Raw genomic sequence first — 24,474 nt, forward strand, 5'->3', positions numbered from 1 at the left:
GGTCGTTATGTTCACTGTAGACTCGGCTGGCAACTACCGGAGTCGAGGCCGGGGCCGTTTCGATAACAGCGGCTTTATAATCGCCATTGTCACTGTACTGGATGGAATCGGCCGAAACAAAGGCTGCGCCTCCGGCCAGGGACATGGTCAAAACCATGGCTGATAATACTTGTTTGAACATTCCTTGTTTCATAATTTATTTCTCCTTCTATGTAAAAACCATTACTAATTCAAAATCAATCTTTAGCATGGTTGTATTATACTCCACATTTCGAGATATATCAATATTACAATGAATTGATTTTTGATATTTTTTCTTAAAATTATTAATGGCAACCACTGGCTGTCATTAATAATTAAGAACGCTTTGCATTACTGATCTCCGTAGACTTCCTTCGCATAGGAGAATGCGGCCCATGCTTTCGGCCATCCACTGTAAAAAGCGAGCTGGGTAATGATTTCAACCATTTCATCTTTGGTCACGCCATTTTTCTTGGCCGTTTCCATATGGAACTTCAAAGATGAATCGACAAGGCCCTGAGCGATCAAGGCCGAAACAGTGACGATGCTCCGTTCCTTCAAGGCCAGGACATCGTTCTTACTCCAGACTTCTCCGAAAAGGATGTCATCATTATAGCGGGCAAAATCGGGGGCAAAATCACCTAACCGCTGGCGACCGGCAGTCTGTACGATTTTTACGGCTTTTTTAGATTGTGTATCGTTGCTCATAGCATAGGCTCCTTCCGTTCCCATAAACAGCGTTCCGGCCAGCAGCATAAAGCTCAAAGCCAAAACCAATTTGATATATCCTTTAATGACCATAGGGCACCGCCTTACGGAAGCTGATTGTAATCGGCTTCAGAAACGGCTTCGCACCATTCAGTACTCGTATCCTTACCGGGAACTTCAATGGCCAAGTGCTGGAAAGCACTGTCTTTGGCGGCACCGTGCCAGTGTTTGACGTTGGCCGGAATGTTGACGACGTCGCCGGGATGGAGTTCCTGAGCCGGTTGGCCCCATTCCTGGTACCAGCCGCGGCCGGCCGTTACCAGCAGCATCTGTCCGCCCCCTTCTGAGGCATGATGGATGTGCCAATGATTGCGGCAAGCCGGTTCAAAGGTAACGTTGCCGACAATGACTTGTTTCAAGGACAGCATATTCAAGTAACTCATGCCGTCAAAGTACTGTGCATAATCTACGTTTTCTCCGCCTACGGCAAAGATGCTATTTTTCTTGAGTTCTTCTAATGTCATATCCATGTCCTCCTACATACTATATGTCTGTTTAATATCTTTTATCCAGCGGTCAACGTCTCCAATATCAGTTACCAGGTCACTGCCGCCGCTGCTGTCGAACTGAACTTCCATAGAGGGTCCGAACGAGGCCCCCTTGGCGGCCTGCTTCATATCCTTGATGACATGTCCCGGCCATCCGCCGTTGGTCATAAAAGGAATGACCGTCTTACCCGCAAAATCATTGTCTTCCAAAAAGGTTTTTACAGCCGGAGCCATGGTGTACCACCAGGTCGGCGTTCCGACGGCGATGACGTCATAGTCAGCCGGGTCGTGCGCCAGCTCGCGGATGTCCGGTTTATATCCCTGATTCACTTCGCGCTGGCCCTGATTGACGACGTCCATATAGTCGCCTTCATAAGGCTTTACCGTTTCAATGCGGGCCATATCGGCGCCCGTCGCCAGTCGAAGTTGTTCGGCTATCTTTTGCGTATTGCCGTTCGACCAAGAATAGTAGACAATTAATAAACTCATAATCAGCCTCCCTTTTTTAACTGATGCAGTAAGTAATCGAGGCGGTCCAGCTGCTGCTGCTTGTCGTGGATCTTATTCAACAGGCACCGTCGGTACTGACGCAAGTAAAGGAAGCGCTGTTCATCGTCAGTCAATCTTTTATACTGTTCAATGCATTCCGCTGAGCAGCCGACATCGACTAAACTCTTCCATGATTCAGGTCCCATCCTCATGGCCTCCCTTCTTGCCCGTCTTACAAGGACTTATCTTAGCAGATGGTCCTTGAAATGTAAAAAGCTTATATCTTATTTCCAGACATACGCTTCAGGCATGTTTCTTATTTCAAAGCGTGCTGTCCGTCAAAAACAATCAGAAGGCACGCATTTATATTTCGACGTATCGAACGCCTGTCCCTTGGGACGCTCTTATCTTAACAAAAGTAGTCAGGAATGTAAAAGTCTTATATTCAATACCTAGACATTTTCAAAATGTATTCCAAGGATTTTCAGACGGATTCCTTTCTTCCCATCCCTTCCGTTAAGAACTGCAGCAGAAGCGAATTCATCGCTCGACGTGTCGAACACCTCTCCCTTGAGGCACTCTTATCTTAACAAAAGTAGTTAGGAATGTAAAAGTGTTATATTCAATAGCTAGGAATTCACTAATCGTATTGCAAAAGCCCTAAAAAAATCGTATACTTATCGTAATACATTATGTCATATGCAAGGAGGAAGCTATGGAAATACGGACTTTAGAATATTTTCTGGCCGTCGCCAGAGAAGAAAACATGACCGAAGCGGCCAACACCCTGCACATTACCCAACCGACCTTATCGCGTCAAATAGCCGATTTAGAACAGGAGTTAGGCAAGCAGCTCTTCATCCGGACCAATCGCAACACGAAACTGACTGAAGATGGCATCCACCTCCGCCAACGAGCCGAGGAAATCCTGTCTCTCGTCCGTCAAACAGAAGCTGAAATCAGCGATGACCAGACCGACTTAACGGGCTGTATCCGCCTCGGTGCCGGCGAAACGCGGATTGCTCACTTCTTAACCGATGCCTTTACGGACCTTCACCTCCAGCACCCGCAGGTTACGTGCAACCTCTTTACGGGCAATGCCGATATCGTCGAAGAAAAACTGTCCCACGGCTTGATCGACTTCGGATTATTCATCGACCCCTTCGATGCGTCAGGTTTCGAATCCCTCGCCCTTCCTGAAAGGGACCAAGTCGGCATCATTACCAAAAGTGACAGTCCGTGGAGCCATTACAAGACCATCACCCCCGACATCATAGCCGATATGCCCCTTCTCGTATCATCACGCCGAACGACACACTCCTTTGACTTTGAATCCTGGTCCGGAGGAACCCTCAAACAGGAAGATCTGAATATCGTCGGCTCTTTTGACCTCATAGGAAACGCCTCTTTACTCATAAAGGGAGGCCTTACCAACGCCATGGCCATGTCCGGCCTTTATCAGCAACAGGATAACGATATCACCTATGTCCCCTTAGAACCGGCCCGGTATTTATCCTGTGTCGTAGCCTGGAAAAAATATCAGCTCCTGTCCAGGGCGTCCGAAGCCTTTTTAAAATGCCTGAAAAAGCAAGTCGATGAATACAAAAAGGCCAATCCCTGACCTATCTCAAAGGGAGTACAGATTTCACAGGGAATCAGTCTTTCTTTCCTACAAAAAAGCACACAAAAAAGCCGGTTCATGAAATCCATGTTCATGAACCGGCTTTTTTATGTACAACCTTATTCGGCCGTTGTGTTGTTGACAACCTGTTTGCCTTTATAGTAGCCGCAAGTCGGGCATACGTGATGAGGCATCATTGCTTCGTGGCACTGCGGGCATTCAACGAAACCCGGTGCTGTCAATTTCCAGTTTGCGCGACGCATCTTCTGACGAGTCTGGGATAATCTGTTCTTTGGTACTGCCATGGTCTGCACCTCCTTAGATCACATGGTACGTTATTTCTAGCGCTCTTCTTTGGATCGTAATAATTGAGCCAAGACGTCGAGTCTCGGGTCAATATTGTCGGTAGGACAACTACAGGGTCCGTCATTCAGGTTTGCACCGCACTGCGGACAAAGTCCCTTACAGTCAGGCCGGCACAACACCCTCATAGGCTCGCTGAGGATCAACGTTTCTCTAATTGTCTCCGTCAAATCGATGTATTCCCCATTGTAGGGCAATACGTCCTCTGGAAGCCCTGCTTCCGTACCATAGACTTCAGACAGTGTTTCATTCCGATCCACCAATACCGGTGACAAGCATCGGCTGCAGGTGTAGCCGCCGGATACCCGTATGTTTCCATGTACAACGATATGATTGCCATCGAATCCATACGTCCCGTCGATAGCTACGGTGGCGTCTTTCCAAGGAAATTCGTCCACATCACCCAGTTCGGCAGCCGGACATTCAAAAGAGAAGGGAAATGACTTCCCCGCTTCTTTTAGTGCTTCTTCGACTTGTAGTTTCATATTTCTACCTCGACTATACTATTATATCTATCTGGTTAGGCTTTGTCAATTCTTTTTTCAGGCCCGATAAATTCCCGCAACAGGGAGTTTCGCGGTACGACGGAAGCGTCGACACCTTTAAAGGGACGAAGGAATTTCAACAGCCGCTGAGCCTCGGCATAGTGAACACTGTCCTTCTCGATGGATTCCAACAAGGGTTCGGCGTAGGGTTTCAGGACGGACAGTTCGTAAGGCAGGGCTGTATTGAAAATCTTGTCGGCATCTTCCTGGTAGGGATAGATGTTCTGTTCTTCTCCGCGGCGGACGTCGGCCCAAATATCCATAGTTGCCATGGGACCGCGGTCGCGGAACTGCTGATCCCGCACCATGCGCCGGATGATGCGCGTATCCGATGTAGAAATCCGGTTGTGGTCGTTGATCCGAATCTGGGTCAGGACGCCTAAGGAAATCTTTACCTTTTCATACCGCGGCAGCATATAGGTCAGGGAATCATTTAAGGCGTGGAGACCTTCTACGACAACCGGCTGTCCCGCTTCCAGGGTAACCGGCGTATCATCAAAGTACCGTTTACCGGTGACGAAGTCAAAACGAGCCAAGCGGACGGCCTTGCCCTGATTGAGGGCATCGATCTGCTGATTGAATAAGGGGACGTCGATGGCCCGAAGGGATTCAAAATCATAACTGCCGTCAGGATTTTTCGGCGTGTCTTCCCGATTATAGAAGTAGTCGTCGAGGGAGATTCCCAAGGGCCGCAGGCCGTTGACCCGCAAATGGGTCAGTAACCGCTTGCAGAACGTCGTCTTCCCGGCCGACGAGGGACCGGCGATGAGGACGACCTTTATTTTCGGACGGCGACTGACGATATAGTCGGCAATCTGGCCCATTTCCTTTTCCTGCAAGGCTTCGGCGACATCGACCATGTCCTGAATCGTCCCGTTTTCGATATAGTGGTTCAAATCGTAGACGTATTCGCAGCGGACGATGCGTCCCCACTCTTCGGCATCCAAAAAGAGGCGGGCCATCTTAGGGATTTCCTTGTATTCCGGAAGTTCGTTGGGATTGCCCACAGTCGGCGTTTCCAAAATGACGCCCGGCGCATAAGGACGCAGGTTAAAGCAGGTCAAATAGCCCATGCTGGGAAGGAGCGGTCCCATATAGTAGTCGAAGGTCGGTCCGCACTGGTAGGCCAGGATATGGGTGACATCGACGTGCTTGAGCAGTTCCGCTTCCCGCTCCATATTGCGGTTGCGGCACATGGCCATGGCCGTTTCCGTACTGGCAATGACCTGGGAAATGGCTTCGTCCTGGTCGACGATTTCATGCATCCGCGTCTTAATCATTTCTACGTCGTGGAAGGTGACCGTATGGCCGATTTCCAACTCGCAGTACAAGGCTTTGCGCAAGGCATGCTTGACCAACACCTTGCCATTGGGATAGAGATCGCTGACGGCGCGGACCAAGAGCAGGATGGCCGTCCGTATCAGGCATTGATTGCCTTCCATCGAATTAATCGGCAGCCAGTCGACATCGCCGTCTTGATCTACTTTCGTCTTGAGGCCGACACATTCATTATTATAGAGGGCAGCGGCAATGGGCATATCGCCTTTCGGGCCATATTCCTCGTAAACCTGCTGCAGCGTCGTTCCTTCTTTTACCTGGTAAGAAGTTCCCGACTTCACATCCTGTAAGGTAATCACAGGCATCAACCTCCCTTTCTATCGATGATGATGCTACCATTATAACATAATTTGAGACTTCCTGGCATTTTAACCCCACCGGCTTACCAAAAGAGAAGATTTTGAGCAAGAAAAAAGGGACGAGGCTAACTCCGACGGGCTATCTATGGTATAATGAAAAAATAAGGTTTTACCCTGCCCTAGAAAGGATATGCTATGAGAAAAAGAGTACTGACCCTGTGGGACGGCAAAGTAGTTCTGGCCTTGCTCATCCTTGCAGGCTGTATCATAACCGCCTTTAGCGCCTACCGCCAGATTTATGTGAAGATGCCCGATTACGCTGCCAAGCAGATCATCCGCTCCGTCCAGGACGGCGACGTCGAAACCTTCAGCCGCTATGTCGACCAAGAAGCCTTGACAGGTCAATTTTTTGATGCTCTTATCCTGCATAAGACGGCCCGTGAAGATCAGTCCCTGGTCCTGAGCGTCATCCATTCTCCCCTGCGTTCGGCCTTCGTCTCCGCAGCCGACCTGTATATTACCTGGACCCTGGCGGGAAACACCGATAACGAGCAGTACAACACCGTCGCCACCAGTCTCCGCAACACCTTGAAAAGCGCCGGCCTTTCCATTCCGATTTCTGGATGGCACCTCGATTCCGCCGACTGGAGCCATGACAATACGGTCACCTTTATCCTCTACAACGAGCAGCTCGACGCCTCCGTCCCCTGCACGGTCACCATGGAAAAGACGCCGGACGATACCTGGCGGATTACAGGCCTTGCCGATGCCAAGGGCTTTATCAGTGACCTGCAAGCCGTCATGAACCATGAACTCGACGCCTACAATAGACCGGTCCGGCAAAAAATAGACGCCCTATTGACCCTTCAAAATGTATCAGCCAAACTCGTATCCGACCAGGACAAAACCTTTCTCCGCCTGAGTTATACCCCGGTCTTTCATCAGGACCGAGAACAGATCGCTGCCATCAAAGCCGTCTATACCCTGCGCCGCAAGAGCGATGACGCCGTCCTCTATACGTCGCCCCTGCGACTGTCAACGTCGGCTGAAAGGAGCACCTATGAAAGTCAGTTTCTCCTCAATCCCTTGATTCCTTCGCAGTATGCTCTCATCCGTTCCGCCAATATCGACGATACGACGAGCATCCTGGAAATCACGGCCATCACCCTCAAAGACGGGACGGAGCTGGCCGTCGAAAATGACTTACCGCAAAGCTACTGAATGACAACCGATATACAAAAAAATCGCCCGCCGTGGAAAAAAGATGTTTCCATCGGTCGGGCGATTTTCAGTATGACCTTAATAGCAGATTTCAATAATTTTCGGCTTAGACGATTCTTCTTTTGACAGCGAGCGGTCGAAGAGTTTTACGCCGACAGCGCCGATCATGAAACCGATGACACCGCCGATGACAGCGGTCTGAACGGTATCAAAGCCTTGGGACAAGGCCAGGAAATGACCGGCAAAAGCACCGGCAGCACAGACGAGCAGCGGCATGACAAAACAGATAAACGCACCGATGACGATATTGACATCGCGGAATTCAAAGCGAACGTGCTGCCCCACTTTGACACCTAACGGATCGACGGCCGTAACGACAATATTGTCAGCCCCGTCACAAGCGCCGCAGGCGATGCAGTCGGAATGGCGGCCAACTTTGATTTCGGCACTTCCGGCCTCTTTTATAGCGATAATGGTCCCTTCTTCAATCTTCATAAAATCCCCTTCTTTCTGACCTTATTATAGCATGGGTTATTTTTTCAATCAATACTATTTTCGTGTACATTAAATAGAAAATAGGAATACAAAAAGCGACTGCCAACCTCCTAAGGAGAAGGTCAGCAGCCGTTTGGATCAATGATTTTCTGCCGTTTCTAAGAGGAACTTCCGGAAGGGTTCTGCTAAATCAGGACGACGAAGGGCATATTCGACATTGGCCTTCAAAAAGCCCAGTTTATCGCCCACATCGTAGCGCTTTCCTTCAAAACAGTAGGCATAGACAGCCTTCTGGCAGGCCAGGGTCTGCAAGGCGTCGGTGAGCTGGATTTCTCCGCCCTTCCCGGGCTTCGTGTCCCGGAGGATATCGAAAATATCCGGCGTTACGATGTAGCGGCCTAAGACAGCCGTCCGGCTCGGCGCTTCTTCCACAGCCGGCTTTTCAATGACCTGCTGAACTTTCAGCACCGGTTTTCCCTCGACGGGAATCCCTTGGACGATACCGTAGGACGAAACCTTTTGCAGGGGAACTTCCTGGCATCCTAAAATTGTCGAGTCGAGTTCATTGTAAAGATCAATCATCTGCCGCAAGGCCGGGTTGGTATCGTTATAGACGACATCATCACCGAGAAGGATGGCAAAGGGTTCATCGGCAATGAACGATTGGGCACAGCGAATGGCATCGCCTAATCCGCGCATGTGTTTCTGCCGGATATAGTGGATATTGATTTCCGAAATACTGCGCACCATGTTGAGCAGTTTCGTTTTTCGACCTTCTTCGAGGTGCATTTCCAAGCCCGGATTGGTATCGAAGTGGTCCTCAATGGCCCTTTTGGCATGGCCGCTGATAATGAGGATTTCTTCAATACCGCTCTGCAGGGCTTCTTCCACGATGTACTGGATCGTCGGTTTATCGACGATGGGCAGCATTTCTTTTGGTGTCGCCTTCGTGGCCGGCAAGAAACGGGTACCAAAACCGGCGGCGGGGATGACGGCTTTACGAATCTTTTTCACGCTAAAACTCCTTATTCAAACCAACGAGACAAGTCAAATTCTTCGCCAATGATTTCTTTGACGAATCCTTGGGCCAAGTAGAGACCTAACAGGGACAAGGTCGATACGCGCAGAAGCGAGCTGTCCCAAATATCACCGAGGTCAGCCAGGACCGGCGAAATGTCTTCCATGATATCCAGGGCTTCTTCGCCGCTGAAATTAGCCGGGCGCTTTTTAGCCAGGCGCAGGATATGATCCTGAATATTCCTGTCGGTGAGGCCGGTCATGCGGAAAAACCGCTTGGCCATACTTTCATCGACCATAGCCAGTTTGACTAAGGGCGAATTAAAGGACTGAACGATGAACTCGTCGGAAAGGCGCATGCCCTTTAAGGCCTTGCGCAGTTCTTCTTCGGTAAAACCGCGGTAGCGGAACAGAAGCGGATAGGAATCGGACAGGATTTCTGCAAAGTGAGTTTCCTTCACTTCAAAGGCCGTGCAGTGCAGGTAGTCGAGCTGCTGATAATACGGCCGTTCCGTCGGGAATCCTTCCAGGAAGGGATAGATATACTTATCAATGTACTGGCAGAACGAGTCTTTGTCGACATTGTGAGAGTTTCGCGAATACAGGAACAATAAGAGGATCGCCAAAATCTGGTAATGGCTCTGAGACAGGTAAGGCATGACCTTCAGGGCATCGATGGCGACCAGGTGGCGCGTCGAAATGGGCGAACCGTTAATGATGTCGTAAAACGCCTGAAGGGCAATGGTGGCTACGTAGTCATCGGGGTGAGCGGCATAGGCCTTCTGGACGTTCTGCAAAGCTTCCTGAGCGATGAGGGGCGCCATAGCCTGCTGCCGTTCGGCATCCGTTTTACAGCCGATCTGGTCAAAGGCAGCGGACGTAATGTATTCGGTCTGCTGCTGAAGCTGTGGCGATACGACGCCGTATTGGCGCAAAAAGTGGGATACGCACTGGCGGACGACGGGCGATTCGACGGTGCTGTCCTGTTCCCAAAGAGACGGGCGATGCAAGTCACTGGAAGCCGGCGGCGTCCGCAGATCAAGGCCTGATGTACCGGATTCCCACGACGTCTGAGCCGGTTTGACGACAGGTTTGGCCTTTTCCTGAGACTTATGAGCCCGTACCGGCGGCATGACCATCGTTTCATCGGGCGTGTTTTTCTTGGCAGTTGTCGCAGCGTCGATATGGATCGGTTCCATGCGCTGGGTCTTTTCCAATTGGGACGCGACGGCTTTCATGCCTTCACTGACGACAGGTCCTTCTTTAGCCGGCATGTTCAGATCCGGTTTACGGAGAACCTGCGTTTCCTCAGAAACACGGCGTTCATCGGCGACGACCTTATCGGCCGCCGGAGCTTTTTCTTGAGGCCGTGCCGGTACAACCTTCACATCGGCCATCGGTTCCGCCTTAGCTGCAGCCGGTTCACTGCCGGCTGCGGCGCGAGTCTTTTCCGCCAAATCGGCAGAGACGACAGCGGCCATATCGGCTAAAGGGGCCTTTTCTTCTTTCGTATCGGATACGTCTTCCGACCACTGGCTCCGGCTGCCGCGGCTTTCGGTTTCGGCCTTGGCTGCAGCGACGGCATGACGAGCTCGTTCACGGCGTTCTCGACGCTGAGTCAGCTGCTGTTCCTGTGCTGCTCTTTCCTGTTCTTCCTGACGCTGGCGGGCCAATTTCGCTTCTTCTTCCCGAGCCTTATAGGCTGCCGCTTCTTCCTTGTCCACCTTTTCCATGGCTTCCAGGATTTCATCGCGCGACAAGACCTGCGTCGCATCGACGCTGTCGGCATTGGGGCCTCTCCGTACGGGCACAGAGGCTTCTCGATAGACGATTTTTCCATTGTGGCGGACCGCTTCGCCTTTCGTCGTGACAAAAGCCGTTTCTTCCGGGTGTTCCCGCCGCTCCCCAAGGGTCATTTTCGGAACCTGTGGCAAGGGTTCTGTATCTTCTTCGACTGCCACGTTCGGCAGTTGTCTGGCATGTTTAACTGTTGCCGGCCGGCGGTGCTGGACCTTCCGCGGCTGTGGTCCGCCGTCGTAGCGAGTCCGCGTCTTCGTCTTCCCGTTCTGGGTCTCCGTTTGGGGACTACTCTCGGATTTTTCCCCACTGGAATACAAAATATAACAAATTACAAAAAAGACGATTGCGATACCCGCTATAATAGCGTACGGCAAAAAGTTTGTCATGTCATCCTCTCCTCTATTTCATCAAACTTCTGTACCCATTGTAGCATAAGATGCTTGCCTGAGCTACTATATATTGGACTTTAATTCAAAACATTGCATAAATAGACAATAAACCATTTCTTTATCCTCACCCGCACCGAACTATGACGCCAAGGGGCCAAAAATAAAGAAAGAAAAACGGCACTGCCTCATAGACAGCGCCGTCAGATGCCGTCAATCAGCACCTTCGATACTGTTGAAATCTTTAGTTCATAGCGTCGTTCTGGACCGATGTCACCGCCGACGAGGTCGTGTCGTCAAGGGCGGCTGCATACAATCTCCGGTTCACAGTCTGTCCGGACGGTTCAGCCTTCGCCGTTTCATTCGAAGCGTCGACGCCGGGAACCTGGACGACAGACGTCTGTCCGGCAGGGACCATCGTTTCTAAGCGAACCCGGCCGGCACCGACGCGGCTGGAAAGTTCAGCCAGCGTGTCCTTACTTACAGGATGACGAACGGTAACGACGATCTGTTCATGGACGTAGTCCGGTACAGCACCGACGTAGTTTTGGACGCCTTCCTTATCGACGATGGTATGAATGGCCCGGTTCATGAGCTGGCTGTAATCGGCGTGGCTCAAGGAAACGCGGCGGATTTGAACGGCTTCAGGCTTCGACACATCGTCCTTAATCCGTTTCGTTAAGTACTTGCTCGGGCTGCCTTTGATGCCGAGAACTAAGACATCGTTATCCCAGTACATCGTCCCTCTTTGGAAATAAGCCAGGACCGAACCGTATTCGGCATTGATGGCCTTCATCACCTGGGTTTCAATCTGCACGTGAGACGTATAGTCGCCGTCAGAATGCATGAACCGATAAAATACCTGGGCCGCATCGGCTCGGGTCATCCCTTCTTTGGGTCGGAAATAGCCGTCGGCCGGCACCATGATATTCTTGCTGTGAAGGATGGCGACAGCTTGCGCATAAGCCGGAGACACCTGCGCTTCGTCGGCATAAGGCATCACTTCCTGATCCGGATCGGCCATGCGGCTATACTGCAGGTAACGGTAAATGACGTCAGCGAACTCTTCACGGCTTACCGGCGCTTCAGGCTGGAAGTTTCCGTCCTGATAGCCCGTCAAAATACCTTGAGCCGCAACGGCATTCATAGCATCACCGGCTGTCCCTTGGGAAACATCTTTTAACGCCGGCGCTCCCGGCTGAACTAAGGGGATGTTTCCGGCAACATTATACAGGAGCTGAGCTAATTCACCGCGGGTCAGGACCCGGTTGGGCTCAAAGGAGTTTCCCGTAATAAAAGTCAGGCACTGCGTATCATACAAGTAATCGACGGCCTGGCGGTCGGCCATACTCCCCAAATCGGTGTACGGAGCATCGGCGAAAGCCGGGCTTGCCGAAAGGAGCATCGCAGCTGCCAAGAAGGCAGCGATTTTATGTCGTACCATGAGAGACCTCCTAGCTTACTGAATGACGATACGAAGGGCACTCCCCAGCGCTTTATTGAGGTTGTTCTGCGTTTCTTTCGAAATGGAAGGAACGGTGAGGATAACTTTTTCATTAAGGTAATCCGGTGCCGTCGTGACTGCAGCATCCGTCGATTCCGTAGCGCGATAAATCTTTTCGGCCTGGGCCATAATGTTCTTATAGTCATTGTAGCTGTACGTCGACTTCTGGACATAGACCGATTCAGCAGGAATATCCTTATCATCGGCAATGGCATCGGCTAATTTCTGGCGGTTCTTGACATCTTTTACACCGATGTGGAGTTTGTCGCCCTGCCAGTACATGATGCCGTCGTTGGCAAAAGCTTTGACCGAACCGTAGACGTCTTTAATATTGGTAAAGGCCTTAGCTTCCAAACCGTCCTGGCTCTGGTTGGTCACTTTGACGCCAGTCATGATGCGGTACAAGACGTTGACCGCTTCACCGCGGGTGACGTACTGTTTCGGGTTGAACATGTTGTAATTGCCGCCCTTCATATAGCCGGCAGCAGCCAAGGCATGGACGGCCTGGCGAGCCCACGTCGAAATCTTGGCTTCATCGGCAAAAGGAGCCGCACCTTCAACAGTGGTCATACCCTGATAAGTCATATAGTTATAGGCAATGACGGCAAATTCTTCACGAGTGATCCGCTGCTGCGGCTTAAAGGTACCGTTGCTGTAGCCGTTCATGATCTGTTTGTCAACGAGGGATGCAATGGCTCGTTCGGACCAGCGTCCTTTGACGTCACTGAATTTCGTCGTCTTCACCGTCGATTCCTTGCCGATCATATTGTCGATGACAGAGGCGGCTTCTTCACGGGTAATATCGTCGTTCGGACGGAACTGGCCGTTGGCAGCGCTGACATAATGGTTGTCATAAAAATACTGAATCGCATCTTTACCCCAATAATTACGGATATCGGTAATACCCGTGCCGGCAGCAAAAGCCGACGTGCTGAGAGCTGCGGTCAAGGCCGTCAGTACTACTAATTTTTTGTACTTTTTCATGATTCATTCGCTCCTATCTATATTGTCGTAAGGGCTACATCGATAACATGGCTGTAGTTTATATATCTTATTTATTTTATCACACCCGGCCTTATTAGGGAAGGAGAAGGACCCTTCGTTCCTGTCAATAGGCATCAAAGAAAGCCTGTATTTCAGAAAGGTCCTTCGTCCGGCAGAGGGCCAGCTGCAAGAGGATCTTGGCTTTCTGCGGCGTCAGGGAATCAGCCGTCACCGTACCGTCGTAAGAAGGGACAGGTGTAACCAGGCCTCCCAGGGACCGGGCAGCCCGGACGACGACGAGGCCGTCTTCCATCAGCGGCTGCAGGGCCGTCCACACCGGGGCCGGCATCTTGCCGTGGCCGAGACCGGCCATGACCACCCCCTCTTTCCCCCGAGCCAGCTGCACGACGTCCTCAGCCTGAAGGCCGACATAGGTGTAGACGACGGCAACGGCCGGCAGGGTCAAGGGCGAAACCAAATTCGATGAAAAGGTATGCTGCCGCAGCGGTTTTTGATAAAGGCGGACCCGGCCGTCCTGCATATAGCCCAAACAGCCCAGTTGACGAGCCTTAAAGGTATCGACGTGGGTCGTATCCGTCTTTTCGACGAAACGGGCGCTGTGGATGACACTGTTCATAACGATGACAACGCCGCAGTCTCCCAGCGCTGCATCGGCTGCAGCCTGAACGGCTTCCAAGAGATTCAAAGGGCCGTCGGCACTGATAGCCGTCGCCGGCCGCATGGATCCGGTAAGGACGACGGGCTTGCGAGTATGGACGGTAAGATTTAGATAATAAGCCGTTTCCTCCATCGTATCCGTCCCGTGGGTGATGACGATGCCGTCGACGTCATCCCGGTCAGCCACTTCCTGCACGCGGGAAGCCAAGGCCTGCCACAGGGCTTCGGTCATGTCGGAGCTGTCAATATTGACGAACTGTTCGCCCTTTACCTCGGCATAGTCACCCACAGCCGGTACGGCATCCAGCAGTTCTCCAATCGAAGTCTTGCCGGCTTCATATCCGGTCAGGTCATCGGCAGACGCGGCTTTACCGGCAATCGTCCCGCCGCAAGCCAAGACGTAAATCTTTCTTTTTCCCATCATCGTTCCCCCTCTGAGGTGATTATTTTTTTTAGTATATTTCTTTCTGCAAATCTTTCTTATGGACGCGAATGACGACGACTTCCGGCGGCGGACCGATTCGGAACAAGGCGCCCCAGGCTCCATAACCACTGGAAACCATAGCCGTCATCTTACCGAACGTACGGGTCCCGTAATCAAGGGCAAAGAGGCGGCTCGTCACCAGCCGATTCGGCCAAAACTGTCCGGCATGGGTATGGCCGCTGACGTGAAGGTCCCAGCCGGCCTCAGCAGCCTGATGGATGTGCATCGGTTCGTGTTCCATAAAAATCGAAAAATCTGCCTCATCGGCCTTTCGTACCGGTGCCGCCGGGGCGATATAATAATCTTCCCGACCAAAAAGGGTTACCCCCGGAATAGGCGTCACGACGTCACCGTTCAGGACCTTGACGCCGTAGCGGCCTAAGGTTTCTGCTTCTAAGGCCAGGTTTTCCCCGTACGTATCGTGATTACCCATGACGGCAAAGACACCGGCCAGCGCTTTAAGGCCTTCAAACCCGGAAAAACTGTCTTCTCTTAAAACGTACTGTAAGTCACCGTCGATGATATCGCCGCCCATGAGGACCATATCGGGCCGGCAGGCGTTGACGTCCCGCGTCAATTGGCGGCTAAAGGACGTCCCTAGGACAGCGCCCAAGTGAATGTCGCTGACGAAGGCAATGGAAAAGTCGCGGTCAATAGCCTTGTCGGTCTCGATATCGACGGTCCGCACGACCTGATGATGGCCGATCCAGGCTCCGACAGCCAAGAGCAGCCAAGTGAACCCAAAAGCAAAGGCGCTGTAATAGACGGAAACCGTCCCCTGCCAAAGGTCATCGTGGCCCATGAGCTGTGTGACAATCCACAACAAGAGCCCCGGAATGAGGAGCATCGTCGCATAGTAAGAAAAGGAAAACCAATAGCCGGCAAAGCGGGTCAGCCCCCGCGTTATAACTGGCGGCAGCACCTCGGAAAAGACGTACGGTATGACATACAGAATTGGCAGTACCATAAAGAGTGCCAAAAGAGGCATCTCCGGAACGGGCAGACTATGGCGAAAGAGAGCCCATTGGCCGAGTACCGACAGTTCGCCGATGAAAGCCAGAATCAAATAAAAATAATGGCGTTGTTTCACAGCATTTCCCCCCATTCGTATATGCTAATAAATCATGTCATCTTATCATAAAAATTTCCATGGCCCCTGTCAAGGCAAGCACCTAAAAAGCCGAAAAAAAACAACAACGGCAAGGACGAAATACGCCCGGCCCCATCCGAAAGGATAAGAAGCGAAGCGTCCGCGTCCATGCGGTTGTTGTTTTGTGTTCCATAGGATTCCTTATGCCTTCAGTTCCTGATTGAGCCAGGCTGCGGCATCGCCCATCATATTAGTCGTGACGAAGTGGCCGAGGCCGTCGTAAACGACGGACTGAGTCTTTACATCGCTGTGCTGAGCCAGCTTTTCAAGATAGAGTTCCTGAGCGGCTCCATCGACGACATCGTCGGCACCGCCGCGAAGAGACAAGAGAGAACGGCCGATGAGGCGGTCCATATGCTGATAAGGATCCATAGCGGCAAACTGCATCTGCAAGAAGTGGTAGGACCTCGGCTTTTCGATGTGAAGGGACGAGCGGAAACGCCGTTCCGATTCTTCCCACCAGCCGGAGCCGTTCATGACGATGGCTGTCTTGAACTCTTTAAACAGGCTCCAAGCCCCGACAGCCGTAAAGCCGCCCATGGAATGACCCATGACAGCCAGAGGCGTATTGGGCCAATGTTCTGCAATATATTCCAGCATGAGGGGTACTTCCATCATGTTTTGGAAGATCGTCTGCCAAAAATCAGCATAGACGGCCTTGCTTTCATAGTCAAGAGTGCCGCGATGGCCGTGGTTGACGGCATCGGGAATGATGACATCGTATCCGTAAGAGGCCAAGATACGGCCGCGGACGGCCTGAAATTCCTTCTGCGACGACCAGCCGTGATAAAACAAGACGACGCCTTTTGCTTTTTCCCCGGATGTAATAACGAGACCGGGAATCCCTTTGAGACCAACTTCTCTTTCTTCAATCATCTATGGTTAAATCCTCTCTATTTTTTTATAAATCCCTTGCGGTGCGCCAACGGTTCCTGCCAGATTTCCGACCAGACAAAACCGGCATAGAGTTCTCTCGCTTGGGGCGTAAGACCGCTCCAAGGGGCAGGACGGACGCGCTGGGGCACGACGACCGGCACAGACTTGGGACGCTCTGCAGCGACCCGTGGCGGCACCATCTTTTTCGGAAGCGCCGGTTCCGGTTCATCGGGGAAATTCATATTATCCCAACCCTCATCCCAATCGGGAAAGGACGGTTCCGGCACTGTCGGTTCCGGTGCTTCCATCTTTGGGGCCGGGGCCGGCTTACGCCGGGGCGGTACGGGAATGGGTCCCTTGCTCCGCGGGTACTTTCGCTTGCGGCGCAAGAGGTCCGGCAGGACCCCCATCAAGACGACGACGATAATCATCCATACAAGATCCATGGTCATCACCTACTGTTCCGAATGGCTTCCATCGTGATGGTCGTGGTGATCATCCTTTACGGTCGACGCCGACTGGGTCTTAGGCACGCCGGCCTGAGCGACAGCCGTACGCATATCCGTATCGGCCATGATATTCTTCATATTGTAATAGTCCATGACGCCTAATTTACCTTCACGCAAAGCCTGGGACAAGGCCAGGGGAACTTCGGCCTGGGCTTCGACGACCTTGGCCTGCATTTCCTGGGTATAAGCCTGCATTTCCTGTTCCTTGGCAACAGCCATGGCACGCCGTTCTTCGGCCTTTGCCTGGGCAATCTGCTTGTCGGCTTCAGCCTGGTCGGTCTGGAGGCGGGCACCGATATTGCGGCCTACGTCGACGTCGGCAATATCGATGGACAAGATTTCAAAAGCCGTCCCGGCATCAAGGCCCTTATTGAGGACGGTCTTACTGATTTTGTCCGGGTTTTCCAACACTTCAGAATGGTCCTGAGCCGAACCGACACTGGTGACGATACCTTCGCCGACACGGGCGATGACCGTCGCTTCCCCGGCACCGCCGACGAGGCGGTCGATGTTGGCGCGAACCGTAACCCGGGCCCGAACTTTCAATTCAATCCCGTTTTGGGCAACAGCCGAAATAAAAGGCGTTTCGATGACCTTCGGATTGACGCTCATCTGAACGGCTTCCAAGACGTCGCGGCCGGCCAGGTCGATGGCGCAGGCCCGTTCAAACGTCAGGGACATGGTCGCCCGATGCGCGGCGATGAGGGCATCGACGACGCGGTCGACATCACCGCCGGCCAGGTAGTGGGCTTCGAGCTGATTGACGTTGACGTCGAGGCCGGCCTTATTGGCCTTGACCAAGGGCAGGATGATCTTAGACGGGATGACCCGGCGCAGACGCATGCCGATGAGGTTGACGATGCCTACGGAGACACCGGCAGCCATGGCCGAGATCCACAATCCGATGGGCACGAAGTGCAAGAATAAGGCGATGACGACAACGGCCAAAGCAATGATGAAAATGGGAACGGCTAGAAAAGATACAAGACTCATAAGGCAGAATGCTGCGCAAAACACAGTCCGCAGAGACGCGTGCGGACACGGTGAACCCTTCTGTGCTGCAGAGGCCGCAGCAAACTTCGCCACCTTTCTCTTTTCACACGAACCATACGGCCCGAGTGCCTCTGCCATTCCTCGGGCAGCTCCTTCCTCACGGGGAAGGCATTCCTATTCTGAAAGCTTTAACTATAATATATACCGTTTATACATAGTTTTATTATAGCTCACTTTGTCACTTTATTCCATCTCAATCCTTCAGATGGCGTTCCGGCTCCGGTTCGACGACGATGCGGCCGCCTTCGACACTGATGACACGGACCGTGACGTCGCGGTCGATGAAAGAGCCGTTGGCTACGGCATCAACGCGTTCCTTGCCGATGCGTATCGTCCCGGACGGACGCAGAATGGTAATCGTCGTCCCCCGTTCATAGAGGTAGCGGCTGTAGTCTTCCTGAGACGTATAGCCCTTCTCCTTGGTCGAACGATTCTTAAGGGTCAATTTATCAAAGAGGGAGCTCTTGGGTAAATGACGGCCCAAGAAATAAAAGACTATGAGCGCCAAAACGGTCCCGCCGGCCAGGATATAGATTGACTCATACGTCGCCCCGAGCATAAAGAACAGGCTGCCGAACAAGAGGACGACGCCGGCCAAGCCGAAGATGCCGATGCCCGGAGAGGCCAATTCAAGGCCGATACACAACAGACTGACTAAAAAGGCAGCGATGATTTTGAGATCTGCCACCAAGGGTTCATTGCCGGAGTAGAGCAGGAGTCCGCCAAAGACGAAGGCCGTGGCAATGCCGGCACCGATACCGGCCATCTTGATTTCTGCCAAGAGGGCGGCGATGATCAAGGCGACGAATAAGGTTCGTACATAAGGGTTCTGTAAAATACCGATCATGTCATCACGCCAATCTTTATCTACGTAAATGGTCTGTGCATCACCAAGGCTGTAAAGGGCCAAGGCGTCGGACAAGGTATCGGCCGAACCGTCCGATACGTTCAGTTCCTTAGCCTGACTGTCGGACAAGGCCAGGATTTTTCCCGGATCGGCATAGCCCGGATAGCCCTTGGTCTTATCGACCATGGCTTCGGCAACACCGGGATTGTGGCCGGTCTGGGCAGCTGTCGCACTGAATTCCGCTTTTAAGGCAGCGATGTTTTTCTCCGTGTCGGGAATCGGTTCAGCCGCACCGATGCTGCTTCCCGGTGCCATGATGATATGGCGGCTCGACAAGGCGATGAGGGCGCCTGCCGACCAGGCCCGCGACGTAATATAGGCGATGACCGGCACGTCAGAGGCCATGATCATATCCCGTATCTTTAAGGCACTGTCGACGCGGCCGCCTAAGGTGTTGATAGGAATGACGACGGCCGTATCGCCGTTTTCTTCAGCCTGGCGCAGCCCTCGCTGAATAAAGGCCACCTGACTGCCGTCGATGTCGCCGGAAATGGGCAGCACGCGGACCGTATCGGCCTGCACCGACGCCGCCGGCAAGGCAGCCGTCAGCGAAAACATAAGGACCAAGGCGGTTATCATGCGCAATACAAAGGTCATTCCCTCACCTGCTTTCATTCACTCACTTTTTCAGGCGCCGCAACGCATTGAAAATAGCCGGCACGATGGAGTTTTTCCAATTCTTCCGGTGAAATATTGCGGGCCGCTTGCTTTTCTAATTCTTCAATCGGTTTTTCCTCAATCATATGGATCTTGTCGACGACAGCATCATAGACAGCCGGCGGTTTATTGGCTTTAATCCATTCCAGCATGTGATCGAACCAGGTGCGGCAGGTCCAGGCATCCTTGCCGTGGTTGTGACCGCAGAGGATCTTGATCTGATCCTGCTCCGGAATCTTAGCCAGCAACCAGTTCCAACGTTCACGGGCAATCAAATAATGATAAAAGGCATCGACCTCACGCAAATGTTGCTCTTGAAGCTCCAACGTATAGCGTGACCAAAATAAACTGAGAGTCATAATGACTACCTCCAAGCAATATAGTAAAACTTAGATTACCTTACGATAGATATTCTACACCATCTTGTCAAATTCCTTCTCGGCAAAAGAAAAAGAAGGCCCTCCCACCGGGCTGTCAGGTCCCATAAATACGCCGGATGGCAAGATAATTCAGAGCCTACCCAGAGTATACCATAGCTGTCAATAAATTCCACTATATCCCTTCCCTTTCACGGACCATATTTTTCTATTATATATTACAAGGCCTTTACCGAACACATTACCTTGCATCCTGTCTTTTACCTTCGCCATTCACAACGGGATGACACAAACATGTCACCAACAAGATATATCGGCTAAAAAAAAACACAAAAAAGTCCAATATTATATTGACACCAGCCCGTTATATAAGATAAGATATATCATGTTTATAGGTAGTTTTTAAAATCCATGGATATCCATTTGTTGTTATTTGCTATTTATTTGCAATCCGTATTGTTTTTATCAATTATAATTAAAGGTCATTACTAACAGCTTATCAGATTTCATTTTTTATAAAGTTATCCATGGTTTATCTTTAATAATCTTAAACATAAATATAATTATCGATATGAAAAGCATCGTAAAATTAAATATTTTTATTTATAAAACCTAATTTTCAAAAAATACGATGATTATTTTTATGGAATTAAAAAATCTTTATCAAACACTTTTTCCCACTAAAGTCGCAGGATACTCATCCCTAAAAGGTATACTTACGTCTAAAAAATATCTTGAACTGTGTTTTAAACGTGATATAATAAATTCGAAAGATCACAAATTGTTGTACCTATTTTGTATCAAAAAACCTTCATATCCACGAAGAGCCCTTGGATTTTTTATAAAATTTCATGTGTCTATACTGCAATAAGATAGATTCAAAACGACTCATAATGGCATGTATGAAGGTTTTTATGATAGCATAAATTTGATTATTTCCATCAAAATTATACTAAGAAAAGAGGACTTGATTATGAACACTCAGAAAGAGAAACACCTTCTTGCAAAAGTCGCAGCCGTCATGCTGATCAGCTTCGCGACGGTCGGCGGAACCTACTCCGTCCAGGCTTCCGGCTTGACCGGATCTTACGTCGGCATCGGGAAAGCACCTGCCAGCACGAATGTCGTCGATAAAGGATCAGAAGTTAAGTCGACGGAAACGAAAATCATCGACTATCGGCAGACTTTTAATACGAGTTATATGGGTGGTCAAGATATGTACAGAACACCAAAAAATGATAATGCTAACGGCGAAGGTGTAGACGGTGTTTCGTCCGGTAATGATATTGACGGTAAGGGCACAGGGAATACAGCCATCGGCTTTGGTACCTATGCTGCTCGTAGCTACAGTACGGCTATCGGTACTTATGCCAGTGCGATTACTAATTCTACAGCGGTAGGTTCCGGTTCCTATGCTGCCAGCAAGAGTGTATCTTTCGGTCAAAATGCCTATGCTAATACGAATGGCCTTTCTATCGGTTTGAATGCTCGTTCCTCTTCAGGCCTTGCTATCGGTCAAGGTGCTACGGCAGGTATCTTCTATAAATACTTGCAGAATGATGGTGTACAAAATTACAGTGTCATTAACGATAGTATGGCCATCGGTAATAATGCTACGGCCATCGGCGGTATTGCGATCGGGAAGAATGCAAAGACTAATAGCCTATATGGGGTAGCATTAGGCCAAAGCGCTTCCGTTACTTACAGTGGTACAGCATTAGGTACTAATGCCAAGGTTTATGTGTCTCAGGGGGTTGCTTTAGGACCTAATTCTGTATCTAATCGGTACTCCAATACGATTGGCTACGTTCCTTTTGCCGATGATGGCGGCAGTTACGTACCGAAGGATATATCCGGATTAGCAACGGCTATTGGAGCCAGTGATAGTTTGAAGGCTTTTAACACTAAATATGCTAATCAAATTACTGAATATAATAAATTAAATCAGGCTCTTTATGATGCACAAGCCAAAGAAGCTGAACAAGAAACTATTATGGTAAACACTAAAGGTAGTGCAAATGAAGATGAGCAAAATCAGTATACCGCAGCTAAAGCTCTTAAAGAACAGTACAGTGCTGAAGCTGTTGCGGCAACTAAAGCATTAAATGAATGGGTTAAGCAAAATCAAGATTTTGCGACAGATCTAGGAAATCAAAAAACTGAACTCGGTACTTTTAAATCCACCGCGGGTGCAGTTAGTGTGGGGTCCACTGAATATGATGGCGATGGTCGAGTAAGCTATGTCTTGACTCGTCAAATCACCAACGTTGCTGCCGGTACAGAAGATACGGATGCCGTCAACGTCGCTCAGCTCAGACGTGTAGCTGATGAAACTGCAAAAAAAGCTAACCTCGATGCCAGCAACATTACCCCAGACCAAGTCGCAAAATGGCAGGAAGCCTTAGGTATCGAAACCAATACAGTCGGCTACGTCGATGCTATTACCTTGACCCAAGGGGATAATGTAAAAATTGAAAGCACTTATAACGACGATAAATCTCGTGTAAATTATAAGATTTCTGTCGACGACAGTGCCATTAAAGATGCTATCCAACCGGAACTCGACCAGAAAGCTGACCGCGACGGCTCTAATTTGACGGAAACGGATATCAAAGGCTGGAAAGATACCTTAGGCGTCAGCAACTTGAACAGTGATGTCAGCAACTTACAGGACCAGGTAACAGGCTTAGATAACCGCGTCAGCAGCTTGAACGACCGCGTCGATAAAGTCGGTGCCGGTGCAGCTGCTTTGGCAGGTCTCCATCCGTTGGAATTCAACCCGGAAGATAAATTCTCCGCATCTGCCGCTCTCGGCAACTACAAAGGCGACAACGCCGTAGCTCTCGGCGCCTTCTATCGCCCCAATGCTGATACGATGTTCAGCTTCGGCACGACGATCAGCGATGAAAAGATGTTCAATGTCGGCGTTTCCTTCAAATTCGGCAACAAAGGCGACCGCATCTATCGCCAGGGTACGTCCGTCGATGTCAGCGCTTTGACGTCGGAAGTCAATACCCTTCGCCAAGAAAACCAGGCTTTGGCCAGCCAGGTCAACAGCCAGAAAGCTGAACTTGAACAGCAGCGCGCTCTCATTCAGCAGTTGATGAACAAAGTCGGCATGTAAGTCCTCTCCTCCTATGGCAACAAAAAAGCGAGACCGTCACGGTCTCGCTTTTTTTATGTCTATATATGAAATTATTTGCGGAACAAGCCCATGGCCTTGCAGGCCTTTTCATAGGTAAGGCTGGCTTTGGCGTGAGCCTTGGCTGCCCCCTTGTCAAGGATGTCGTCCAGTTCCGGTTCACTGACCAACTGGCGATAGCGCTGCTGAATCGGTTCCAACGTCGAAATGATGGCTTCGGCAACGTCCTTCTTAAAGGCGCCGTAGCCTTTACCGACGTAAGCCGCTTCGACCTGTTCATGGGTCTGGTCGGTCAGGGCCGAGAGGATTTCGATGAGGTTTGAAATGCCCGGCTTCTGATCTTTGTCATAATGGACGGAGTTTTCACTGTCCGTCTGAGCCCGCTTGATTTTCTTTTCAATAGCCTTCGGTTCGTCGAGGAGATAAATCGTAGCCGTTTCGTTATCATCGGACTTACTCATCTTCTTGGTCGGTTCCTGGAGGCTCATGACCCGCGTGCCGTCCTGGCCGAGGTAGATGTCAGGAATGGTAAAGATGTCTTCGCCGTAGAGGCGGTTGAAGCGCTGAGCTAAGTTGCGGGTAATTTCGAGGTGCTGCTTCTGGTCATCGCCGACGGGCACGAAATTCGTCTGATACAAGAGAATGTCGGCAGCCATGAGGGGCGGATAGGTCAAGAGACCGGCCGGAATGGAATCGCCCTGTTTCGACGCCTTATCCTTGTACTGAGTCATCCGTTCCAATTCGCCGACGTAGGACGAGGTAATCATCATCCAGCCTAAGAGGGCGTGTTCGGGAACTTCGGACTGGACGAAGAGTGTCGACTTATCCGGATTGAGGCCGGAAGCTAAATAGATAGCTGCCAGTTCCCGCGTCCGCTGATGCAAAAGCTTCGGGTCCTGGGGAACGGTGATGGCATGCTGATTGACGACGCAGTAATAACATTCGTTGCCGTCCTGGATTTTAGAAAAGTTGCGCAGTGCGCCTAAATAGTTGCCTAAGGTAAGATTGCCGCTTGGCTGAATACCGGAAAAAATAACTGCCATAATGGTACCTCCTGATTCATAAAAAAAACCTTCCATCCCCTATACATAGGGACGAAAGGAAAGTCAGCTCCGCGGTACCACCCTGGTTGGCCATATGGCCCGGCTCTAATGCACCTGTTGATGCATCTTTTCAAGGTAACGGTGAAAATTCCGGCGGAACCTACTGTCTTCGTTCAGTCCGCATCTCCCGGGCCCATTCCCGATCACGGCCTCTTACCGGACTTCCACTGCCACCGGCTCGCTGTCAAGGGGTATCATG

Annotated in this window: 24 protein-coding genes and 1 other annotated feature (1 of these 25 only partly in view); of the genes, 3 read left to right on the plus strand and 21 right to left on the minus strand. The window is 50.8% G+C overall.

All coding sequences use genetic code 11. The features are described from left to right. From UCI88_RS00005 to UCI88_RS00025, 5 genes are all read right to left on the minus strand, one after another. On the minus strand, positions 1 to 193 hold a 193-nt coding region (locus tag UCI88_RS00005; RefSeq protein ID WP_330023849.1), incomplete at its 3' end, for a hypothetical protein. Positions 194 to 372: 179 nt separating this feature from the next. After that, positions 373 to 822 (minus strand): carboxymuconolactone decarboxylase family protein, encoded by a 450-nt coding sequence (locus UCI88_RS00010; protein ID WP_225069006.1) that lies wholly within the window; start codon positions 820 to 822, stop codon positions 373 to 375. Between the two features lie 11 nt (positions 823 to 833). Beyond that, the gene (locus UCI88_RS00015; protein WP_044504960.1) at positions 834 to 1,253 is read right to left on the minus strand and encodes a cupin domain-containing protein; all 420 of its coding nucleotides are present in this window, start codon (positions 1,251 to 1,253) and stop codon (positions 834 to 836) included. A gap of 12 nt (positions 1,254 to 1,265) precedes the next feature. Further along, the gene (locus UCI88_RS00020) at positions 1,266 to 1,766 is read right to left on the minus strand and encodes a flavodoxin (protein ID WP_256180253.1); all 501 of its coding nucleotides are present in this window, start codon (positions 1,764 to 1,766) and stop codon (positions 1,266 to 1,268) included. 2 nt (positions 1,767 to 1,768) lie between these two features. After that, positions 1,769 to 1,972, minus strand: coding sequence for a hypothetical protein (locus UCI88_RS00025; protein WP_044504964.1), 204 nt, complete (start codon positions 1,970 to 1,972; stop codon positions 1,769 to 1,771). Between the two features lie 509 nt (positions 1,973 to 2,481). Here UCI88_RS00025 and UCI88_RS00030 point away from each other — a divergent pair. After that, positions 2,482 to 3,387 carry a LysR family transcriptional regulator gene (locus tag UCI88_RS00030; RefSeq protein ID WP_256180252.1) on the plus strand — a complete coding sequence of 302 codons (906 nt, stop codon included), beginning with the start codon at positions 2,482 to 2,484 and terminating at the stop codon, positions 3,385 to 3,387. A 119-nt stretch (positions 3,388 to 3,506) separates the two neighbouring features. On the opposite strand, the gene rpmF is transcribed toward UCI88_RS00030, so the two are convergent. Genes rpmF through UCI88_RS00045 form a run of 3 tightly spaced genes read right to left on the minus strand, consistent with a single transcriptional unit; the run spans position 3,507 to position 5,932 of the window. Beyond that, on the minus strand, positions 3,507 to 3,692 hold the full coding sequence (rpmF, locus tag UCI88_RS00035) for a 50S ribosomal protein L32 (protein ID WP_044504966.1): 186 nt from the start codon (positions 3,690 to 3,692) through the stop codon (positions 3,507 to 3,509). A gap of 36 nt (positions 3,693 to 3,728) precedes the next feature. Beyond that, complete coding sequence (locus tag UCI88_RS00040) at positions 3,729 to 4,235, minus strand: YceD family protein (protein ID WP_044504967.1); 507 nt, start codon at positions 4,233 to 4,235, stop codon at positions 3,729 to 3,731. 35 nt (positions 4,236 to 4,270) lie between these two features. Further along, complete coding sequence (locus tag UCI88_RS00045) at positions 4,271 to 5,932, minus strand: nucleoside kinase (protein ID WP_256180251.1); 1,662 nt, start codon at positions 5,930 to 5,932, stop codon at positions 4,271 to 4,273. A 195-nt stretch (positions 5,933 to 6,127) separates the two neighbouring features. Between UCI88_RS00045 and UCI88_RS00050 the strand changes: the two genes are divergently transcribed. Then, positions 6,128 to 7,153, plus strand: coding sequence for a hypothetical protein (locus UCI88_RS00050; protein WP_256180250.1), 1,026 nt, complete (start codon positions 6,128 to 6,130; stop codon positions 7,151 to 7,153). A gap of 78 nt (positions 7,154 to 7,231) precedes the next feature. Here the strand turns inward: UCI88_RS00050 and UCI88_RS00055 are convergent, their stop codons facing one another. The 12 genes from UCI88_RS00055 to UCI88_RS00110 all read right to left on the minus strand — a co-directional run bounded on the left by UCI88_RS00055 (position 7,232) and on the right by UCI88_RS00110 (position 20,012). Beyond that, on the minus strand, positions 7,232 to 7,648 hold the full coding sequence (locus UCI88_RS00055; protein ID WP_044504970.1) for a SoxR reducing system RseC family protein: 417 nt from the start codon (positions 7,646 to 7,648) through the stop codon (positions 7,232 to 7,234). Positions 7,649 to 7,786: 138 nt separating this feature from the next. Beyond that, positions 7,787 to 8,662: a UTP--glucose-1-phosphate uridylyltransferase GalU gene (gene galU, locus UCI88_RS00060; protein WP_044504971.1), complete on the minus strand. Its 876-nt coding sequence runs from the start codon at positions 8,660 to 8,662 to the stop codon at positions 7,787 to 7,789. An 11-nt stretch (positions 8,663 to 8,673) separates the two neighbouring features. After that, positions 8,674 to 10,851: an LPO_1073/Vpar_1526 family protein gene (locus UCI88_RS00065; protein WP_256180249.1), complete on the minus strand. Its 2,178-nt coding sequence runs from the start codon at positions 10,849 to 10,851 to the stop codon at positions 8,674 to 8,676. 244 nt (positions 10,852 to 11,095) lie between these two features. Further along, the gene (locus tag UCI88_RS00070; protein ID WP_044504974.1) at positions 11,096 to 12,295 is read right to left on the minus strand and encodes an S-layer homology domain-containing protein; all 1,200 of its coding nucleotides are present in this window, start codon (positions 12,293 to 12,295) and stop codon (positions 11,096 to 11,098) included. A 15-nt stretch (positions 12,296 to 12,310) separates the two neighbouring features. Next, a complete protein-coding gene (locus UCI88_RS00075; protein WP_044504976.1) occupies positions 12,311 to 13,339 on the minus strand; it encodes an S-layer homology domain-containing protein in 1,029 nt (342 codons plus the stop codon). Between the two features lie 124 nt (positions 13,340 to 13,463). Continuing rightward, complete coding sequence (locus tag UCI88_RS00080) at positions 13,464 to 14,441, minus strand: asparaginase (protein ID WP_256180248.1); 978 nt, start codon at positions 14,439 to 14,441, stop codon at positions 13,464 to 13,466. Between the two features lie 28 nt (positions 14,442 to 14,469). Next, the gene (locus UCI88_RS00085; RefSeq protein WP_256180247.1) at positions 14,470 to 15,591 is read right to left on the minus strand and encodes a metallophosphoesterase; all 1,122 of its coding nucleotides are present in this window, start codon (positions 15,589 to 15,591) and stop codon (positions 14,470 to 14,472) included. A gap of 201 nt (positions 15,592 to 15,792) precedes the next feature. Beyond that, positions 15,793 to 16,527, minus strand: coding sequence for an alpha/beta fold hydrolase (locus UCI88_RS00090; RefSeq protein ID WP_044504981.1), 735 nt, complete (start codon positions 16,525 to 16,527; stop codon positions 15,793 to 15,795). A 17-nt stretch (positions 16,528 to 16,544) separates the two neighbouring features. Next, positions 16,545 to 16,973, minus strand: coding sequence for a hypothetical protein (locus UCI88_RS00095; RefSeq protein ID WP_044504982.1), 429 nt, complete (start codon positions 16,971 to 16,973; stop codon positions 16,545 to 16,547). Positions 16,974 to 16,982: 9 nt separating this feature from the next. Beyond that, complete coding sequence (gene floA, locus UCI88_RS00100; RefSeq protein ID WP_044504983.1) at positions 16,983 to 18,029, minus strand: flotillin-like protein FloA; 1,047 nt, start codon at positions 18,027 to 18,029, stop codon at positions 16,983 to 16,985. A 253-nt stretch (positions 18,030 to 18,282) separates the two neighbouring features. After that, positions 18,283 to 19,593: an NfeD family protein gene (locus UCI88_RS00105; protein ID WP_044504984.1), complete on the minus strand. Its 1,311-nt coding sequence runs from the start codon at positions 19,591 to 19,593 to the stop codon at positions 18,283 to 18,285. 14 nt (positions 19,594 to 19,607) lie between these two features. Beyond that, the gene (locus UCI88_RS00110) at positions 19,608 to 20,012 is read right to left on the minus strand and encodes a hypothetical protein (protein ID WP_044504985.1); all 405 of its coding nucleotides are present in this window, start codon (positions 20,010 to 20,012) and stop codon (positions 19,608 to 19,610) included. A gap of 991 nt (positions 20,013 to 21,003) precedes the next feature. Here UCI88_RS00110 and UCI88_RS00115 point away from each other — a divergent pair. After that, the gene (locus UCI88_RS00115) at positions 21,004 to 23,154 is read left to right on the plus strand and encodes a YadA-like family protein (protein WP_256180246.1); all 2,151 of its coding nucleotides are present in this window, start codon (positions 21,004 to 21,006) and stop codon (positions 23,152 to 23,154) included. A gap of 71 nt (positions 23,155 to 23,225) precedes the next feature. Here UCI88_RS00115 and trpS read toward each other — a convergent pair whose 3' ends face one another. Further along, positions 23,226 to 24,215: a tryptophan--tRNA ligase gene (trpS, locus tag UCI88_RS00120; protein WP_256180245.1), complete on the minus strand. Its 990-nt coding sequence runs from the start codon at positions 24,213 to 24,215 to the stop codon at positions 23,226 to 23,228. A gap of 44 nt (positions 24,216 to 24,259) precedes the next feature. Beyond that, positions 24,260 to 24,474: a binding site (T-box leader), on the minus strand; it runs 30 nt beyond the window's last position.

Source organism: Megasphaera massiliensis (genome assembly GCF_036305205.1).
Taxonomy (GTDB): domain Bacteria; phylum Bacillota; class Negativicutes; order Veillonellales; family Megasphaeraceae; genus Megasphaera; species Megasphaera massiliensis.

Excerpts from the sequence above, each read along its gene's own strand:
- UCI88_RS00110 (WP_044504985.1), bottom strand. The coding sequence starts at position 20,012 with ATGACTCTCAGTTTATTTTGGTCACGCTATACGTTGGAGCTTCAAGAG.
- UCI88_RS00015 (WP_044504960.1), bottom strand. The coding sequence starts at position 1,253 with ATGACATTAGAAGAACTCAAGAAAAATAGCATCTTTGCCGTAGGCGGA.
- UCI88_RS00105 (WP_044504984.1), bottom strand. The coding sequence starts at position 19,593 with ATGACCTTTGTATTGCGCATGATAACCGCCTTGGTCCTTATGTTTTCG.
- UCI88_RS00075 (WP_044504976.1), bottom strand. The coding sequence starts at position 13,339 with ATGAAAAAGTACAAAAAATTAGTAGTACTGACGGCCTTGACCGCAGCT.
- floA (WP_044504983.1), bottom strand. The coding sequence starts at position 18,029 with ATGAGTCTTGTATCTTTTCTAGCCGTTCCCATTTTCATCATTGCTTTG.
- UCI88_RS00030 (WP_256180252.1), top strand. The coding sequence starts at position 2,482 with ATGGAAATACGGACTTTAGAATATTTTCTGGCCGTCGCCAGAGAAGAA.
- UCI88_RS00055 (WP_044504970.1), bottom strand. The coding sequence starts at position 7,648 with ATGAAGATTGAAGAAGGGACCATTATCGCTATAAAAGAGGCCGGAAGT.
- UCI88_RS00020 (WP_256180253.1), bottom strand. The coding sequence starts at position 1,766 with ATGAGTTTATTAATTGTCTACTATTCTTGGTCGAACGGCAATACGCAA.
- UCI88_RS00070 (WP_044504974.1), bottom strand. The coding sequence starts at position 12,295 with ATGGTACGACATAAAATCGCTGCCTTCTTGGCAGCTGCGATGCTCCTT.
- UCI88_RS00065 (WP_256180249.1), bottom strand. The coding sequence starts at position 10,851 with ATGACAAACTTTTTGCCGTACGCTATTATAGCGGGTATCGCAATCGTC.
- UCI88_RS00050 (WP_256180250.1), top strand. The coding sequence starts at position 6,128 with ATGAGAAAAAGAGTACTGACCCTGTGGGACGGCAAAGTAGTTCTGGCC.
- UCI88_RS00080 (WP_256180248.1), bottom strand. The coding sequence starts at position 14,441 with ATGATGGGAAAAAGAAAGATTTACGTCTTGGCTTGCGGCGGGACGATT.
- UCI88_RS00025 (WP_044504964.1), bottom strand. The coding sequence starts at position 1,972 with ATGGGACCTGAATCATGGAAGAGTTTAGTCGATGTCGGCTGCTCAGCG.
- UCI88_RS00095 (WP_044504982.1), bottom strand. The coding sequence starts at position 16,973 with ATGGATCTTGTATGGATGATTATCGTCGTCGTCTTGATGGGGGTCCTG.
- UCI88_RS00090 (WP_044504981.1), bottom strand. The coding sequence starts at position 16,527 with ATGATTGAAGAAAGAGAAGTTGGTCTCAAAGGGATTCCCGGTCTCGTT.
- UCI88_RS00115 (WP_256180246.1), top strand. The coding sequence starts at position 21,004 with ATGAACACTCAGAAAGAGAAACACCTTCTTGCAAAAGTCGCAGCCGTC.
- UCI88_RS00010 (WP_225069006.1), bottom strand. The coding sequence starts at position 822 with ATGGTCATTAAAGGATATATCAAATTGGTTTTGGCTTTGAGCTTTATG.
- trpS (WP_256180245.1), bottom strand. The coding sequence starts at position 24,215 with ATGGCAGTTATTTTTTCCGGTATTCAGCCAAGCGGCAATCTTACCTTA.
- rpmF (WP_044504966.1), bottom strand. The coding sequence starts at position 3,692 with ATGGCAGTACCAAAGAACAGATTATCCCAGACTCGTCAGAAGATGCGT.
- UCI88_RS00040 (WP_044504967.1), bottom strand. The coding sequence starts at position 4,235 with ATGAAACTACAAGTCGAAGAAGCACTAAAAGAAGCGGGGAAGTCATTT.